Source organism: Stenotrophomonas sp. SKA14 (assembly GCF_000158575.1).
Classification (GTDB): Bacteria; Pseudomonadota; Gammaproteobacteria; order Xanthomonadales; family Xanthomonadaceae; genus Stenotrophomonas; species Stenotrophomonas forensis.
This window is the reverse complement of the sequence record NZ_DS999412.1, coordinates 2502946-2519511: the sequence shown is the minus strand read 5'-3', so window position 1 is coordinate 2519511 and position 16566 is coordinate 2502946. Positions and strand designations below refer to the sequence as shown.

Here is a 16566-nt window from a genome sequence, read left to right as displayed (position 1 = left end):
TGCCATGTGGGGACGGGCAAGGGCGCGGCGGCGCCGGTTCCAGGCAGGCAACGATGCGGGCATGCCGGCTAATAGGTTCCGAAGGGCACCTCGACCCTCAGGGCTGCACCGCCCCTGGCCGGTTTCAAGGTGTAGGTGTGTACGCCACCGTCGCCATCGGCCAGCGAGGTTTCATCGCGCTGCACCGTATAGCGCTCCCCTGCAATCTCCAGCGCACCCGCCCCCACCGCCCGCGCATCTGGCGGCAGCAACAGGCCACCCGCTGCGTCGCCCTCTTCCTTGAAGGTATGGCTGCCCATCGCATCCTGCACCTTCAGCAGCTGGACATGCGGACGATAGGGCGCGGCATCCAGATTCCAGCCATTGGTCAGATCGGTCACCCACGGGCCCGGAATGTGCAAGCGGTCCTGGAGCTCGCTTTCACTCACCTCCGCGCCTTGCACCGACAGGCAACACACTACCCTGCCTGCCCTGGCGTCGTAGATCGCCCAGCGACTTCCCACCGGTGCAGCATGGGGAAGCATGGAGAAATGGAAGTGCCGCGCGTAACCACTGTCGGAGACCCGGCGCCACCCGCCCACGTCGGGCGGCTGCGCATGGCAACTCGCCGCAAGCAGTACGCCTGCTGCCGCAAGCGCCACTCGATTCACGAACCCGGCCATCTTCACCGGTCAGCCGCCCATGGCTGTTCCCAGCTGCTGGAACGCGCCGCCGATGGAGGGGATATTCGCGGGCGGCAGCGTGGCGGGATCGCGGCACTCCTGCGCCCTCCTGCCGGCGACGCTGAAGACCTCGCGATAGCGCAGGTAGCCGTAGGTACTGACCGCAGGAATGTTCAGCTCCGTCCACTTCCCGATGTAGAAGCCGGCGAGTGAGTCGTGCATGTAATTGTCGAACAGGTTGGTGCTGACATCAGGTACCGGCGCACCGTCCAGCACGAGGTTGAGCAGGGTACTGGTCTCGGCAGGAATGCCGGCGTAGTCGTAGGCTGCCTGAGAGGCCCGTGGCGTAGGTTCGAAGACCGGACGCCCGGCCTTGCGCCCAGCCTCCATGCGCTTCTGGCTTTCGTCCAGCTGGCTTCGGTAGGCGGCCATCTCCTGTTTGCCCCTGCTCAGCTTCCCGACCAGGTTTGCGAAATCCCGCTGCGCATTGGCCAGATCCACCTGATCCTCGGCATCGGACTGCGTGAAGAACGGCTGCTGCAACACGCTCTGTGGACCATTCGGCAGGCGCTTGCCCTTCCAGGCCACGTACTGCCGGCAATGTCCTGCAATCTGCTGCGCATGGCCGCCTCCGGGGACACCATGACCGGTCAGCCAGGCGTTGTAATCGCGGATCAGCTGCGGGTGGCAGCCAAAGTGCATGGCGAGCGTTGGCCGCGTACCGATTTCGTCGATCGTCTTCACTATCACGCCCGCCTTGACCGCCTCATGATGCATGTCGATCAACGGGATCTGCGACAACTTGGCTTTGCCATCCGCACTACCAGAGACGAAATCCTTGCCTTGCCCGCCGGGTGAATAACCGCCGCCGACATCCGAATGCATGCCCGGGTAAAGCACTTCCCTCCCACTGGTCGCCAGATCCAGCGGGAAGTTGATGCGCTGCTCGTGCAGGGCCGCGAAATGAACGCACTGCCTGGCCTCGGGATGAATGCTCATCATGTCACCCGCTGCCCAGTCCCATTTGCCCTTGGACACCCGGCTCATGGCGGCGACGCCCACCGATGCCACGGTGTCGAAAATACCCATGAAGTTGAGGTAAAGCGGAATACCGGCGATGTTGTAGCCGCAGCCGCTCCCCCAGGCTTCGGCGGTTTCGTACAGTCGATGCACGAAGGCCCGGGCCTGCGCCGCACCGCGCGAGAAGCCGAAGACGGAAACGTGTACCGATTTCACCCGGCGCTGGTGCCCATTGACTACGCGCTCAAGCCTCTGTGCGATCGCCGTGAGCATCGAGCGACGTGCCATGCCTTCCAGCAGGCGCGTCTCGCTCATTGAGGCGACCAGCACTTTCATTTCGTTGGGTTGGATCAGATCACTGGCGTTCAGATATTGATGGACCGAGTTGATGATCTGCAGGATGGCCCAATGTATGCGGTCAGCACCGTAACGAGCGGCGCCACCTCCCAGCGTATCGCCATCCTGGTTGGTATCGCCGACATCCGCGAAGGGTGTACCGACGCCGGGAACGTAAATGCTGAAGAAGCCGTTCTCGCGTTCCTTCAGGGCGGCATCGTACAGGCGCGCCACATTGCTGTGACCGTTGCGAGCCAGCTGGGTCTTGGGGGAGCGCGTCTTGCCGGTTACAAAGGTTCCTTCCCACTCGCGGTTGTTGCCAGTGCCATCGAAATAGATGCTTACGTGCACCTGGCCCTGGCATTCCGAACCCTTTTCGCGCAGGCACGCCATGGCGCGCGCCCGCTGTTGTGCTTCCGCACCACTCAATGCCCTTTGTCCATTGGCCGGCATTGGTTGCGCACCGGTCGTCGTGCGTTCACTCATTTCCTTGTCTCCTGGATTCGATGCTGGTCCCAGCCGGGATCATTGTCCTTGTCAATCGTGCCAAGCCCTCGGATCGGATACCCGACTAGCGGCGAAGATGCTCCGCCACAGGGTTTGCGCCCTCACGCAACGGCGCCTCAGGTCCCGTCAACGGATAGTCCGGGTGCCCCAGTATCAGATTGGTCACGAACACCTTGACCTGGCCATTGCGCAGGAAATGAACAGCGAGACTGCCAACCTCGTTGTACCTGGGGATTGATACCGTCGCCTTCTGGTAGGTTTCAAGGTCAGTCGTCCACTCGATCTCCACCTTCTGATCCGGTGCCCAGTGATCCGGCAGCACTACGCAGCAGACGGTTCCCCCTGCGGAGTGTGGCCACGCCGATCCACCACTCCCGCCGTTCACAAGGAACTGCGCAACATGGTTGTCGGTGTGGTTGTAGCCCCGCACTCCCACAGGTGTAGACGCGGGCTGCCCCTTGCAGGCGGCCAGTACCGGCAGCAGAAGCAGTACAACCAAAGTGGACAGCAGCGGAACACGCATCCTGTTCTGTGTACGAACGAATCGTGGGATCATTTCTTCTTGTCCTTGAGAGTGCAGCAGCGACCCGAGCGGCACGTCATGGCTGTTGCCTTCTGGTTTCCAGCATCTTCACTCCCGCTGCAGTTGCTGACGTCATCACTCGCGCCTGGCCCTCTGATCAGCTTTCGAGAGGGCGCCGAAGGTGCTCCCACACCGGATTCTCGCCTTCGCGCATCGGCGCCTCAGGTCCCGTCAACGGATAGTCCGGATGCCCCAGTATCAGATTGGTCACGAACACCTTGACCTGGCCATTGCGCAGGAAATGAACAGCGAGACTGCCAACCTCGTTGTACCTGGGGATTGATACCGTCGCCTTCTGGTAGGTCTCCAGATCGGTTGTCCATTCGATCTCCGCCTTCAGATCCGGAGTCCATCGGTCAGGAACCACAGCGCAGCAGACCGTGCCGCCTGCCGAGTGACGTCGGGCCGACCCTCCGCTTCCACCATTCACCTGGAACTGCGCAATGGACTGGCCGGTGTGGTTGTAGCCCCGCACTCCCACAGGTGTCGACGCGGGCTGGCCCTTGCAGGCGGCCAAGGCCGGCAGCAGGAGCAGCAGTACCAGAGTCGCCAGCAGATGTGTGCGCATGAGTCGCGGGATCATCTTTTCATGTCCTTGAGGCTGCAGCATCGGCCTGGAAGGTACGTCATGGCTGTTGCCCTGCGGCATTCCAGCCCGCTCGGTCCCGATGCAGTTGCTGAAATCATCACTCGGGGCGAGTCCTCCAATCACTTTTCAGCCGGGCGCCGTAGGTGCTCCCACACCGGATTCTCGCCTTCGCGCAAGGGCGCTTCAGGGCCGGTCAACGGATAATCGGGATGACCCAGCACGAGACCGGTAACAAAGACCTTGACCTGTCCGTTGCGCAGGAAATGGACCGCCAGGTTTCCGAGCTGGTCGTACTTTGGAACTGCAACAGTCGTCTTCTGGAACGTTTCGAGATCCGTCGTCCATTCGATCTCCACCTTCATATCCGGTGTCCATCGATCAGGCAGCATCGCGCAGCACACCGTTCCGCCTTCCGAGTGGGAATCGGCCGACCCGCCACTGCCGCCGTTCACAAGGAACTGCGCGATGTAGGCATCGGTGTGGTTGTAGCCCAGCACAGCCACAGGTGTGGAGGCTGTCCGCCCCTTGCACGCGGCCAGGGCTGGCACCAGGAGCAGCAGTACCAAGGCCGCCAGCAAATGAGTGCGCATCAAACGCATGGTTGTTCCTCTAGTTCAGTGGTGATGCCGCTTCCGCCGGCAAGGCCGTGGGGGCTTCCCACAATGGAACGCCCATCAACCAGATATCGTCAGGCAAGGCCGACGCCCAATCCGGGAACGGAGCCTCAAAGGCACTGGCCTCCTGCGAAAACCGGGCCCGCACGGCGGAATGATCCCGGCAAGCGCCTGAGGTGTACAGTGCCAGCAACAGGTACTGCACGTGATCGTCCACCTGGTCCACGCCGTGCGCGATCGTGTCCTGCATATGCTTGACGACGAACGGATACAGCGAGCGATAAGGCACCCGCTTCATCTCATCGGGAATGACCCGGCGGAGCTGGGCGATGGCCACATCCGGTTCGCACGCGTCCAGCAGGCGCGTGTACTGCTGCGGGTCCAGGCGCAATGGCGGAAGTGCAGGCAGGCCGGCATCGTCCACCTCGGCCAGCGGCCATTCCTGCAGATCGCCATAGCGGTCGAAGTACTGCAGGCGCTGCACGCCCTCCAGCAACGCGGCACGCTGCGCGGGCAGCAGCAGTTCCAGCAGCGCAGGCAGGATGCGCGTGTCGTACCAGCGCAACAGCATTTCGCGACCGCCCTTCTCGGGCACCTTGACCAGATGGAAGGTCCGCAGCCGCTTGGCGAGTTCGTCCAGTTCCAGCGCACTCCACAGCAGGGTCACGCCCGGCCGCTGCGTTCCCATCTGGCGGATCTCCGCATCCAGCCTGGCGTGCACGGCCGTGTCCGGCCAGGCCACCAGCAAGGGAGCGATATCCAGCAGGCTCGCCTCGGCCGTGCCCTCGAACAGCGAGCGATAGTGCGCGCCCAGGCGCTCCAGCCGCTCATGGAAATGCGGCCGCTGCGCGCTGTCGATCACCGCATAACGATTCATCACACCAGCACTCCCGGCGTGCCCTGGCGCATCGCGTCGAGAATGCAGCTCTTGCAGCTGCTGCGCGGGAACTGGGGAAGCGGATAGCCCTGTTGGGCCGGCCCAACAAATGACTTGCTGCCGGCATGCACGGTGATCGTGCCGGGGCAAGCAATGGTAATGCTGCCGCCGGCAATGGTCAGGCTGGCCCCTCCGGACGTCGCGACGTGGATCGTGTTGGCCGCGGCGAGCTCCACCGGTGCCTGCGCGCTGGCGCCACGCAGCGCACCACGCGACTGGATGCGGACCAGGTCTGCATGCGCCTGGATGTCCAGCATTTCGCTGCCGGCCACCACGTCAAGTGCCGTCGGAGCGGCGGCTGCGCCTTCAACGACGGATGCCAGCACTCCGATCGCTTGCCCGGCATGAAGCCGCGCCTGCCCCATCGTGATCGCTTCACTGTGACTGCCACTGGCCAGCAGCAGGCCTTCACCGCTGCTCCAGTGCATGGCTTGACCCGCCACCTGCACAACGCCCTGCGGAGCAGCCATCCCCAGGAGCGGGTCGCCGGAATGCGGCACCCTGCCCTGGCCCGCCTCGGACGCGCGCTCGGCCGCACTGCCCTTTCCTGCGCCGAAATCATCGCCACCGGTGGTGGTGCGCACGCTCGCCAGCAAGCCGGGGACTGGTGACTTGTCGGCCACCATCCTGGAGCGTGCCGCAGCCTTGGCCCCCTCCTGCATCGCCAACGGACTGGTTACATGCGTGCGCGCGGCCTGGGTGAAGCGCTCGCCCAGGGCCTGCAGCTGGGTCAGCAGCGCGGCGGGCTGCACCGCCTCGCCTGCAGGTGCAGTCGATCGATGACCATAGGCGGTGAACCACACGCCCGCCGTCGCCCGTACCGCCCCCCAGGCATCACTGCGCAGCTCGAAACCGGTGCCGCGCACGCTGCCTACATAGTTGTCAGCCTGATGCCGCAGGTGACCCAGCGACAGCTGCGAAACCTGCTGGCTGCTGGCCAGCTGTGCACGCAGCTGCTGGTTCGAATCGTCGAACAACAGGTGGTTGCTGCCTTCACCGCCGTCCCATTCTCGCGAGCGGATACCCCAGAGTGCTCCGCCCTGCCGATGCGCCTGGTCGCCCGCGCCTGCTGCGTGCCATGCCGGCGCCTGGCCGCCACTGAGGTTGGCCTGTGCGCTGTGGCGCGCATCACCGGCCTGGCCATAGGCAGAGACATCGCCCTCGCTGCTGGCACCAGCGGGCGTCGGCGTCACGCCGGCCTCGCCGCGCCCGTTATACAGCGCCCCCAGCACCAGCGGCCGGTCGATATCACCGTCCAGGAAGCCGACCAGCACTTCCTGGCCGATCCGCGGCAGGAACTGGCTGCCGACGCCCGGTCCAGCGTAGCGCTGCGCCACGCGCAACCAGGCACTGTCATGAGCACCCTCGCCCTGCCCCTGCTGGAAATGGAAGCGCACGCGCACGCGGCCGTGGCTGTCGGCATGCAGGTCCTTGCTGTCACTTCCCTGGCCGGCCACCACGACTGCCGTCTGGTACCCGGGCACCGTCGGGCGAGGATTCAGGCGGGCCCCGGTGCCATCCTGCAGCAGGGGTCGCCACGGCGTGTCGCGCGGCACCGCCTCAAATCGATTGCCGTAGCCAATCGCCTCCGCCTGCTGCCACAGGGCCGCGTCTGCGCTGTCACCGGGGGCGACGCCGAGTGCGTCGTCAACGCTGCGACGCAGGTCGGTGGGCAGGTTGTTGATGCCGGCATGGTCGACCGCGACCAGCAGCAGCTCCGGCGGCGTGCCGCCCGGGGCCTGTTGCAACCGCAGCCAGCTTCCCGACTGCAGGCCGCGCACGGTGCCGTGTCCCTGCCAGCGTCGACTGTGTGCTTCGCGCGCCTGCGCCTGCAGGCGGGCCTGGCGCGATGCGGCCGCGCCATCGCTGAAGGCATAGGCGCCCACCGCATCGAAATCCTCGCGGGTGGAGCCGTTGCCGCCGCCTTCCATCGGCGACTGGCCCGACAGTGCACGCACCTGGCGATAATCATCGCTCTGCAGGCTGACCGCCGTGCTGGCCAGGCTGCGGTGCAGGCCGATGGCCTGCACGCTGTCGCTGGCTTCAGTGGCATCGCTGCGATGGAAGCGCACGCCGGCCCCGGCGCTGGTGGCATCCTCGGGCAGCGCAACGCTGTCGGCAAAGATCTCCAGGCCATTGCCGCAGGGCGCTTCCTCATCCGGATACAAGCGCCAGCCCAACCCTTCCTCGGCCAGCAAGCGCTGCAGGAAGTCCAGATCGCTCTCGCGGTACTGCACGCAGTAGCTGCGCACACGCTCACCCAGGAAGGCGTCGACGCCTTCGGCCCAGCGCCAGCGTGCGATGTCGGCGTGTGCGGAAAGCACCGCATCGACAATGGCGCGGATGCCTTGTTCCTGGAACACGCGGCTGTGGCGCGCATGCTGCAGCCACCAGGTCCACGACACCAGGTGCAACCGGTAGCGCACCAGCCCACCGTCGCCCCCGAGCCGCGCGGCATCGGCCACCAGCCCGCTGCGCTGCCATTGCCCGCCGTCGGCGAGCTGCGTGATCAACGTTGCGCGGGTGGCAGGCAATGACCCCAGTTCGAGGCCAGCATCAGTGCAGAGCACCTCGACCTCGGTCCATGCGTGTTCGCCCAGTGCGTCACGTCCACGCCAGCGCTCCACGGTGCATCCCGTGAATGCTTCCGACTGCAGACGATACAGGCGCTGCGCATCGCCAAGACCTGCAACCTGCGTCATCAGGTAATTCAGCTGATCCATGCCATTTCCAGAGTGAAGACGCCAGATCCATGCGGAATGGCGTCGGTTTCCAGTTCCCGAATCTACCAGAACAGCGTGTTCGTCAAAATCACGGCGCGTTGTTGCGCAACGAACTGCGCTTTGCGTCACATAACCGACGGAATAACGTATTCAGCTACAGGCACTTGCCCGGTTCCCGTAATCGCGTTCACATTCAAAGGCTAGAATCGTCCGCAGTCCCCAACGAGACCTGCCATGCTGGATCAGGAAGCCCTGCTGGCCCCGATTTCGGAAAACGCCCCGACCGGTGAAGACCTGTCGTTCTCGGCGGAATTCGATCGGATCATCGAAAACCGTCGTGCCGACGACCCGACCCTCGACCAGGGTGCGTGGCAGACCGACATCAAGTACGCCGACTGGAGCAGTGTGCTGCGCGAGGCCGACAGCCTGCTGCAGACCCGCACCAAGGACCTGCGACTGGCCGGCTGGCTCAGCGAGGCGGCCACCCAGCTGGAAGGCTTCCAGGGCCTGGCTGCTGGCTACCGGGTCACCGCCGGGCTGTGCGATCGCTTCTGGGATGAGGTCCATCCTCAGGCTCCGGACGGCGACTTCGAAGAACGCATCGGCAACCTCAGCTGGCTGCTGACAAATTCGCTGCAGTGGCTGCGGGCGGTGCCGATCATCGTCGCCCCGCAGGGGCGCTTCAGCCTGACCGATTTCGAGCATGCCCACGCCCGCGCCAACAGTGGCGAGGACGATGACGGCCGGCCCGGCCTGGACATCCTCACTGCCGCCCGCCGCGACACCCAGCACGGGTTCTACCGCCAGCTGGCGGATGACCTGCCCGACTGCAGCCAGGCCCTGGCCGAACTGCAGGCGGCGGTGGACAACCGGCTGGGGCTGGACGGCCCCAGCTTCAGCGCCGTACGCGAACAGCTGGAGCATCTGCAGCGCACCGTGCTGCGCTTCGCCCGCGAGGCCGGAGTGTTGCTTGATGGCGAGACCGGGGCGGTGGAAGACCCGTTCAGTGACAGCCATTTCGCCGAAGACGCACCCACGTTCGAGACGACGCCGGCTGCGCCCTCGCGCGGTCCCGCCGGTGCGCCGGGTTCGCGCAAGGAAGCCTTGCAGCAGCTTCGCCAGGTCGCCGAGTTCTTCCGCCGTACCGAGCCGCACAGCCCGGTCGCCTATCTGGCGGAAAAGGCAGCGCGCTGGGGCGAGATGCCGCTGCACGTCTGGCTCAAGCGGGTCATCAAGGACCACGGCACGCTGGAACAGATGGAAGAAATGCTGGACGTCAATCCAGAAGACTGAGCTGCGCGCCAGGGCCGGGGAGCCTGACCGGCTCCCCGGGCGCAGTTACTGGATCTTGAACTCGATCCGGCGGTTGCGCGCACGGCCGTCGTTGCTGGTGTTGTCCGCCACCGGCTCATCCGGCCCCTTGCCCAGCACGTCCATGTGACTGCCGGGGATGCCCTTGGACATCATGTAGTTCTTCACCGCCAGCGCACGTGCATGGCTGAGCGTGAGATTGGACTCACGCTGGCCGACATTGTCGGTGTGGCCGATGATGAGGAACCGGCTGTCCGGCATCTGCGCCATCTTCGCCACCATCTCGTCGAGGATGCTCATGCCGAACGGCGTAAGGCGCGCGCTGCCGCTCTGGAATTCAATGATGCGGTTGGCCAGGGTCTGGTCCAGCACGTTCTGCTGCGAGCCCACCTTCAGCGCGTTGGTCACCGTGTAACTGGTGTTGCTGGCCAGGCTCAGGTCACTGGCAACCTGCTGGCGCAGGGCTTCGTTGCCGACTTCACCCGTAATGCGCACCGCCTGGCCATTGACCTCCAGCTTTCCGGGCGACACCCGCTTCAGGCCCGGATTGATCATGCCGGAAACATAGTCGCCCCAGTTCGGCGGCGTAGCGATGGTTTCCACCTGGATGCGGTCGACCACCCGCTCGGCGCCATAGACCGCGCGCAGGTTGTTGAGCAGCTTGGCCTTGGTCGCCTGGTCAGGCACCACGCCTTCGATGACCACCGGACGCTCGCCGGCGGCCGCTGCCGGCGCGTTCTGCGCGGCCAGCGGCGCGGCCACCAGCAGCAGCGGCAGCATGAGATGGAGAGGTTTGCACAGGCGCATCGTCAGGTTCCCAGGAAGGTCTCGCCGAACAGCTTGCGTGCGGTGGCCAGGGCCAGGTCGTCACGGTCGAGGAAGCTGCCGAAGCGGTTGAGGTTGTAGTCGCCGCGCAGGTAGTCGTCCACCCACTCCGAATGCTGGATGCGGATCAGGAAGTCGCCGGCCTCGGCCGGATCCAGCACGGCGCGCAGCACCTGGCGATCAGCGCCGTTGAAGCCGACGATCATGCTTGGCGCAGCGTCGTTGCGGATCAATACGGCAAGTTCGAAATCGCCACGGGCGACGAAACTTGACAGCAGGTCCAGCCAGAACGCTGCCACCAGCGGACGGTAGGCCGGATCACGCACCAGCGGGAACACCAGCGCCTTGTCGATGTTGACGTCGCCGCCACTGAGCACCGGCTGCAGCAGCAGGCCCAACGCGGGCAGCACCTGGCGCAGTGCCACGTCGCCGTGGCCGGACTCGCGCAGGCGCTGCTCCAGGTCGGCCACCGTGGTGTTCTCGAGGAAATCCTGGAAGCTGCCGTTGTAGTCACCCGGGTCGGTGCTGATGCTGAAACGGGCGTCGGCCAGCTGTGCCAGCGCCTGCGCTGCGTCGCTGTCCTGGTAGGCCTGGCGTGCGAGCCTGGCCAGGCCCGACCAGGCGTTGGACATCGCCAACGGACTGCGGCCGATGAACGGCAACGGCTCAGGCGCATCCAGGCGCAACGCCGACAGCAGCGGGAAGCGCCGCTCGGACGCGTCGCGGCTGGCCAGGAAGTGGCCGCACAACACCATCTTGCTGCGCGAGCCCAGGAAGGCGTAGTGGATCTCGGGCGCTTCGTCGTAGCGCTGCTTCCAGTCCGGGCTCTGGCTCAGCAGTTCCAGGCTCTCGCCGGCCCAGCGGTCGAGCCAGCCCAGCAGCTGGTGGTTGTCGGCCGCGCGGACGAAATCGCCGCGCGAGGGCACCTTGCCGAAATAGGACACGCCCGCGCTGACCACCCGGCTCATCGGGCGCCTCCAGCGGCCGGAGCCGGCGTCGCTGCCGGCGCAGCAGCGGGTGCCGCCTGCGCCGCGGGCTCGCCACCGGCAACGCGTTCGGGCAACTGCAGCCCGCGCTGCCAGTCACCTCCGCCCTGTGCGGCCTCACCGGCACGACGGACGATGCGCATCTCCACCGGCACCGACACACCGTTGCCCGTCCAGGTGATGCGGCTGGAGTCATCCAGGCGCTCGACCTGGCCCGCCCCCATCAAGCGGTTGACGCCGTTCGAACCCGGCGCACTGAACACTTCCACCGTCCTGCCATCGCCGGTCACCGCGGTGATCTTCACGCCCGGCACCTGGCCGACGTTCGGGTACTGCATGGTCGTCCACTGCGGTGGCGTGTTGCGATAGCGCAGCACCTGGCCATCGATCTCGATGGTGTATTCCAGCGCGCCGGCAGCCGGTGCCGGCAGGATCTCGAAGATCGTGGTGTCCTGCGCCGCACCGGCCGCCGAACCACTCACCCAGTTGCCGTAGTTGGCCACCAGTTCGGCCGACAGGTTCACGCCCTGCCCGGCCCAGCGGCGGGTCTCCAGCAGCGGGCCACGCTGGATCACCAGCGTGCCCAGTGCCTCCTTGTTGAAGGCCGCGATGCTGCCGCTGGCGCCGAAGATGCCGGCAATGTCGCTCGGCGCCGCATCGACGTCGGAGTTCAGGTTGAACGGGTACTGCTGGCCGATGCGTGCCTTGAAGGGATCATAGACCTGTGCCTTCCAGGTCTTGTTGACTTCATTCTCGGTCGGCGCGATCAACGTGCCGAAGGTCTGGGTCAGCGGGCGCAGCAGCAGCGGACGCAGCGCTTCACGCTGCTTCTCGTCCAGCCCGGTCAGCACCTGCTCATCGACCAGCGCCAGGCCCACGCTCAGTTCGGAACCTTCGTTGCTGAAGGTGTCCTGCATCAGCTTGCGGGTAGCGACCCCGATTTCGCCCTGGCTCTTGATCGCGTTCAGACGCGCGCGCAGCTTGGCCAGCGTGTCGAAGTAGGCCGTGATCACGGCCGGCTGGTCACCGCGCTCGCTGGTCAAGCGGGCAATGCCCTCGAACGCCTTGCCGATCGGGCCGACCGGCTGTGCCGCAGCCGCGGCGGCCGGGTCCTTGCGCAGGATGGTGCGCTGGAACCAGGCGACGAAGCCCTTGCGCGCCTTGCTGGAGCGGGCCAGCGCCTGCGGGTTGTCCCACACGGTCTCTTCGTTGATGCGCTCCAGCAGCACGCGCAGTGGCGAATTGCTGGCATCGCCCAGCTTGTTGATGCGTGCCACCGCCTCGTCGAAGGTGCTGAACTCCGCCACGCTCAGGCCCTGCAGGAACCGGGTCCACTCGCGGGCATAGTCGTTCTTGTACAGGTTCACCAGCTCGCGCGAGACGTGCTCCGGGCTGCCGGCCAGCGACAGGTCGCTCTGCTCGGTGGTCCCCAGCACCCAGTCGGTGGTGCTCAGCTGCGTGTTGGCCGCTTCCTTGATCGCATCCTGCACGTACTCTTCCCACGCCTTGCGCGAGAACGCACCGGAAATGGCGTAGTTGCCGTTGATCATGCGGCCGTTGCGCTCGACGCCGATCAGGCTGTCGACCGTGGTGGTGGTGAAGCGTGCACCGGCGCGGGCCTTGATCTGCGCGTACACGCGCTCCATCGCCGGCTGGCCCTTCATCACCTGGCCCAGTGCCTGGCGCGTGTCGGACACCAGGGTGACCTTGTTCTGCACCTGCGGCCAGCTCGGCTGGCCCGCCTGCGCCACGTAGAAGGTCATCAGCTTCTCAGCCGCGCGGACCATTTCCTCGCGGCTCATCTGCCCGCGGTTGGCTTCCAGCCAGGTGCGCCAGAACAGGGTCAGCTGCTGCGACAGGTGCGCACCCTCCACATACTTGGGGTTGCCCAGCATCAGGTAGGTCTTGAGCGCGTTGTAGGCATCGTTGGTGCTGGTCGGCGACGCGTTCTGGTACAGCACCTCGCTCTCGGCAGCGCTGCTGGTGCCCTGCCCCAGCTTGTCGCGCTCGGCGACCACCTGGCCCAGATAGTTCTCCAGGTTCGATACGGTCGGCGCCAGCATCACCTGCTGCATGCCGTGGTTGTACTCGCGCAGCAGCTTCTCGCGGATGGCCGTGCCCTGGTACAGGCCCAGATGGGTGGTGATGCCCCCTTCCTTGCCATAGCGGTCCAGCTGCTCCATGCGATCCTGCAGCAGCAGCAACGCATCGATACGTGACTTCAGGTCCATGCGGTCCTTCTGCACGCGCACAGCCTGGTCCAGGTCCTTCGTGGCATTGGCCACCAGCTGCGCGTTGGTGGTGTACGACCACGTCCACAGGCCCAGCGCCAGCGCCAGCACGCCCACCGCGCCCAGGAACACGCCATAACGCAGGCGGTTCTGGTGCGGGCTGGAATACTGCCGCACCAGTTCCTTGTCGGCAAAGATGACCTTGCGGAACAGGTCCTTCAGGAAGAACGCGGTATGCCCGGTCGGCGCCTCGTCCACGTTCGAGCCGCGCTCCAGGTTGAACTGGCGGCCGACGCGCTCGGAGGCGTGATGCACCGAGCGCCCTTCCTGCAGCGCGCTGGAGAAGTAGAAGCCACGGAACACCGGCTTGAACTGGTAGGGGTTGTCTTCGAACAGGGTGGCGATGAAGGTGCGCAGCGCCGGCTTGATGCCGACAAACTCCAGCGGCAACGACAGCAGGCCCGGCGAGACTTCACGGCCACGCTGCATCGCCATGTGGGTCAGGCTCATTTCCTTGATGCCCTCGGCCAGCTCATCAAAGTGGCTGTCGAAGGCGGCCAGCGCGTCACCCTGCTGCTGCACGTCGAACGGCAGCGTCGCGCCCCACACATGCTCGCGCTCGCCCGGATCGAGGTTGCGGAAGAATTCACTGAAACCGGCGATCAGGTCGGCCTTGGTGAACAGCACGTACACCGGCGCGAATACTTCCAGGCGCTCGGTGATTTCCTGCACGCGCTGGCGCAGGTTCTTGGCCAGTTCGATGGCGAACTCCGGCTTGCTGCCGGACAGCTCGGCCAGGCTGGCGGCGATGATCACGCCATTGATCGGTGCACGCGGACGGTTCTTCTTCAGCAGGCCGAGGAAGGTCAGCCACTCCAGCCGGTCCTCGACGCTGACCGAGTAACGGCCGGCGGTGTCGAGCACGATGCCGTTGGTGGTGAAGTACCAGTCGCAGTTACGGGTACCGCCGATGCCCTGCACGACGTTGCCGCGGTTGTCCTCGAACGGGAACTGCAGGCCCGAATTGAGGATCGCGGTGCTCTTGCCGGCCGCCGGGTTGCCGATGATCACGTACCAGGGCAGTTCGTACAGCGCGGCGTTGCCCTTCAGCACCCCCATCCGCGAGGACTTGATCTGCTTGACCGCATCCATCATGCGCGTACGCAGCGCTTCGGTATCGGCGCGCTGTGCCGGCTGCGCGCTGGCTACCGCCTTGTCCGCCTCGTCCTTGACCATCGCCTCCACGCGCTTGGCGGCGCGCCGGGCAAGCATCCGCTTGACGACCCAGACCAGCAGCGCCAGCACCAGCAGGCCGGCCAGCACGATGGCGACCCAGATGCCGATCTGCCGTGCCTCGGCCTCGCCGTAGTGGGCCAGCGCAGCGGCACCGACCAGGCCGATCACCATCCACAGACGGTAGTCGCGCAGGTAGTAGCTGAAATTGCTCAAACTCATGCAGGGATCCAGGGGTCAGGGAGCGGACGGCGCCTCGGCCGTCAGCGTCGGGGAAGGAAGAGGATCGACCAGCCCGAACAGGCGCTGCTGGTTGTCGGCGACACCGAGCAGCAGCACAGGTTCGCTCTGGCGCTGAAGCTGCGCGTGGGCCAGCGCCAGCTGGGCCAGCGGCAGCGCCGGGCCCAGTTCGCCGGCGCTGATGGCCAGCGCCAGGCTCTGCGGACTGAAATCGAGATCGGGTGCCAGGGTGGCAGCGATGGCAGCGGCATCCACCATCAGGTCGCCCCGGTGGTCAGCGTCGTGCAGTACGAATTGGGCCTGGGCGCCATCGGTCGCCAGTGATGCATGCCACTGGGTGGCGAGCGCCGCCAGCTGCCGACGCTGTTCTGCCGGGCGCTGCCCCTCGACCTGCTCGGCACTGACCAGCTGGGGTCGCCACAGCCGGGCGTCGCCTTCACGTGCAGCAGCCTGGCTGGCCAGCAACACGCCCGCTGCGCCTTCACCGGGTACGTGGCCATCGGTGCGCTGCGCCGTCGCCAGCACCCCGGCCGACTGCCAGGCCGAGACGATGCCTGCATCGATGCTGGACGCGGCCGCCAACAGCAGGTGCCAGCGTGGCGTCGGCGACGACACCAGCGCATCGATGACCCGTTGCACATGCGGCCACACCTCGCGCGCGTCATCCAGCACGGTCATGCGCACGTCGAAGCGGCGCGCATCGAGGCCGGCATCACGCGCCTGTTGCTGCAGCCACTCCTGTACCCACGGTCGCAAACCATCGGACCAGCTGCCCGGCACCAGCAATTCGAGGGTGAGGATATTCTCAACGCGCTGCTCATCGCGGCGGCGCAGGCCGGCCACCACCACCTCTTCGGAGGCTTCGATCTCCGGCAGGGCCGTGAAGGCGGCCTCCAGCAGGCGTTCCAGCACCGGCCGCAGCAGCGCCAGTGCACGCCGTTCGTGCGCGGCGGTATCGATACCGTCCTGGCGCACCTGCAGGACTTCGAATTCGTCCAGATCCGGTGCTGCGCTCATCCGCACCGGCAGGTTGTAGTTGTCGCGGAAACGCCCGTCGAGCACCGGGCGCGGTGGCGCCGCCGCAGCCGCCAGCAGGGCCTGCGCATCGAGGTCCATGCCCAGGCGCAGGTGGCCGGCCAGCAACGCAACGGCAGGCACGCCCGACGGGGCGCCAGCGACACTCTCGCGTTCGGCCGGGGCCGGGCCGGAACGATCCTCACCGGCTTTCTGCAACGCCATATCGGCGCCGCGCCGCGCGGCGTTGCGCAGCATGAAGCCGGCACCACTCAGCCCCACCGGCAGCAGTCCCAGATAGGCCAGCATCTGCATGCCGGTCGGTACCGTGCCGCTGTTGCGCCAGTAAAGAATCGTCGCGCCCCAGGTGGCGATGAAGACCATCACCACCGACGCTGCCTTGCCCAGCCATCCCGCCATCAGTTGCCGTGCTCCATGCGCTGCTCCCGTCGACCGCGTCGTTCAGCGCAGGCCAGTGGTGGCCTGTGACGCCATCAGCGTCGCTCCGCACGCCGTGCGGTCGCCATCGCGCGCCACCGGCTGACCATCGATCACGACGGTTGCGTCACCACTGACAATCGAGGTTGCGCCATGCACGGCGCAGACTGCACGGTCGCCCACCCGGGCCACCGCCTTGCCATTGATATCGGTCTGGCCGGTGCCTGCCACCACGCTGCCTCCGTGGCTGAGCTTGTCACCGACGACGATAAACGGTCGTGCCATCCATCATGCTCCTTGATCCTGTGTGACCTGGC

13 protein-coding genes are annotated in these 16566 nt (G+C 66.0%); 1 reads left to right on the top strand and 12 read right to left on the bottom strand.

Translation table 11 applies throughout. The annotated features are described in order from the left end of the window. Nucleotides 1-68: 68 nt before the first annotated feature. The 7 genes from SSKA14_RS11470 to SSKA14_RS11440 all read right to left on the bottom strand — a co-directional run bounded on the left by SSKA14_RS11470 (nt 69) and on the right by SSKA14_RS11440 (nt 7971). Nucleotides 69-662, bottom strand: coding sequence for a hypothetical protein (locus SSKA14_RS11470; RefSeq protein ID WP_040007522.1), 594 nt, complete (start codon nt 660-662; stop codon nt 69-71). Between the two features lie 9 nt (nt 663-671). Continuing rightward, nucleotides 672-2504 (bottom strand): DUF2235 domain-containing protein, encoded by a 1833-nt coding sequence (locus tag SSKA14_RS11465; RefSeq protein WP_232281385.1) that lies wholly within the window; start codon nt 2502-2504, stop codon nt 672-674. Between the two features lie 85 nt (nt 2505-2589). Then, nucleotides 2590-3081 carry a DUF3304 domain-containing protein gene (locus tag SSKA14_RS23400; protein ID WP_232281384.1) on the bottom strand — a complete coding sequence of 164 codons (492 nt, stop codon included), beginning with the start codon at nt 3079-3081 and terminating at the stop codon, nt 2590-2592. A 124-nt stretch (nt 3082-3205) separates the two neighbouring features. Next, nucleotides 3206-3691 carry a DUF3304 domain-containing protein gene (locus SSKA14_RS23395; protein WP_232281383.1) on the bottom strand — a complete coding sequence of 162 codons (486 nt, stop codon included), beginning with the start codon at nt 3689-3691 and terminating at the stop codon, nt 3206-3208. A gap of 125 nt (nt 3692-3816) precedes the next feature. Beyond that, complete coding sequence (locus SSKA14_RS23390) at nt 3817-4296, bottom strand: DUF3304 domain-containing protein (RefSeq protein WP_232281382.1); 480 nt, start codon at nt 4294-4296, stop codon at nt 3817-3819. A 10-nt stretch (nt 4297-4306) separates the two neighbouring features. Continuing rightward, complete coding sequence (locus SSKA14_RS11445) at nt 4307-5188, bottom strand: DUF4123 domain-containing protein (RefSeq protein ID WP_040007520.1); 882 nt, start codon at nt 5186-5188, stop codon at nt 4307-4309. Further along, the gene (locus SSKA14_RS11440) at nt 5188-7971 is read right to left on the bottom strand and encodes a type VI secretion system Vgr family protein (RefSeq protein WP_050413369.1); all 2784 of its coding nucleotides are present in this window, start codon (nt 7969-7971) and stop codon (nt 5188-5190) included. The genes SSKA14_RS11445 and SSKA14_RS11440 overlap by 1 nt, the downstream gene beginning before the upstream one ends. A 234-nt stretch (nt 7972-8205) precedes the next feature. Between SSKA14_RS11440 and tssA the strand changes: the two genes are divergently transcribed. Further along, nucleotides 8206-9264: a type VI secretion system protein TssA gene (gene tssA, locus SSKA14_RS11435; RefSeq protein ID WP_008267731.1), complete on the top strand. Its 1059-nt coding sequence runs from the start codon at nt 8206-8208 to the stop codon at nt 9262-9264. A gap of 45 nt (nt 9265-9309) precedes the next feature. Here tssA and SSKA14_RS11430 read toward each other — a convergent pair whose 3' ends face one another. Genes SSKA14_RS11430 through SSKA14_RS11410 form a run of 5 tightly spaced genes read right to left on the bottom strand, consistent with a single transcriptional unit; the run spans nt 9310 to nt 16534 of the window. Next, nucleotides 9310-10089, bottom strand: coding sequence for an OmpA family protein (locus tag SSKA14_RS11430; protein ID WP_040007518.1), 780 nt, complete (start codon nt 10087-10089; stop codon nt 9310-9312). Between the two features lie 2 nt (nt 10090-10091). Beyond that, the gene (tagF, locus tag SSKA14_RS11425) at nt 10092-11075 is read right to left on the bottom strand and encodes a type VI secretion system-associated protein TagF (RefSeq protein ID WP_006451227.1); all 984 of its coding nucleotides are present in this window, start codon (nt 11073-11075) and stop codon (nt 10092-10094) included. Beyond that, nucleotides 11072-14779, bottom strand: coding sequence for a type VI secretion system membrane subunit TssM (gene tssM / locus SSKA14_RS11420; RefSeq protein WP_008267670.1), 3708 nt, complete (start codon nt 14777-14779; stop codon nt 11072-11074). Before tssM ends, tagF begins: the two co-directional genes overlap by 4 nt. Before the next feature lie 15 nt (nt 14780-14794). After that, nucleotides 14795-16231 carry a hypothetical protein gene (locus SSKA14_RS11415; RefSeq protein WP_008265424.1) on the bottom strand — a complete coding sequence of 479 codons (1437 nt, stop codon included), beginning with the start codon at nt 16229-16231 and terminating at the stop codon, nt 14795-14797. 42 nt (nt 16232-16273) lie between these two features. After that, nucleotides 16274-16534, bottom strand: a complete 261-nt coding sequence (locus SSKA14_RS11410) for a PAAR domain-containing protein (protein ID WP_006451293.1) — start codon at nt 16532-16534, stop codon at nt 16274-16276. Nucleotides 16535-16566: the final 32 nt, after the last annotated feature.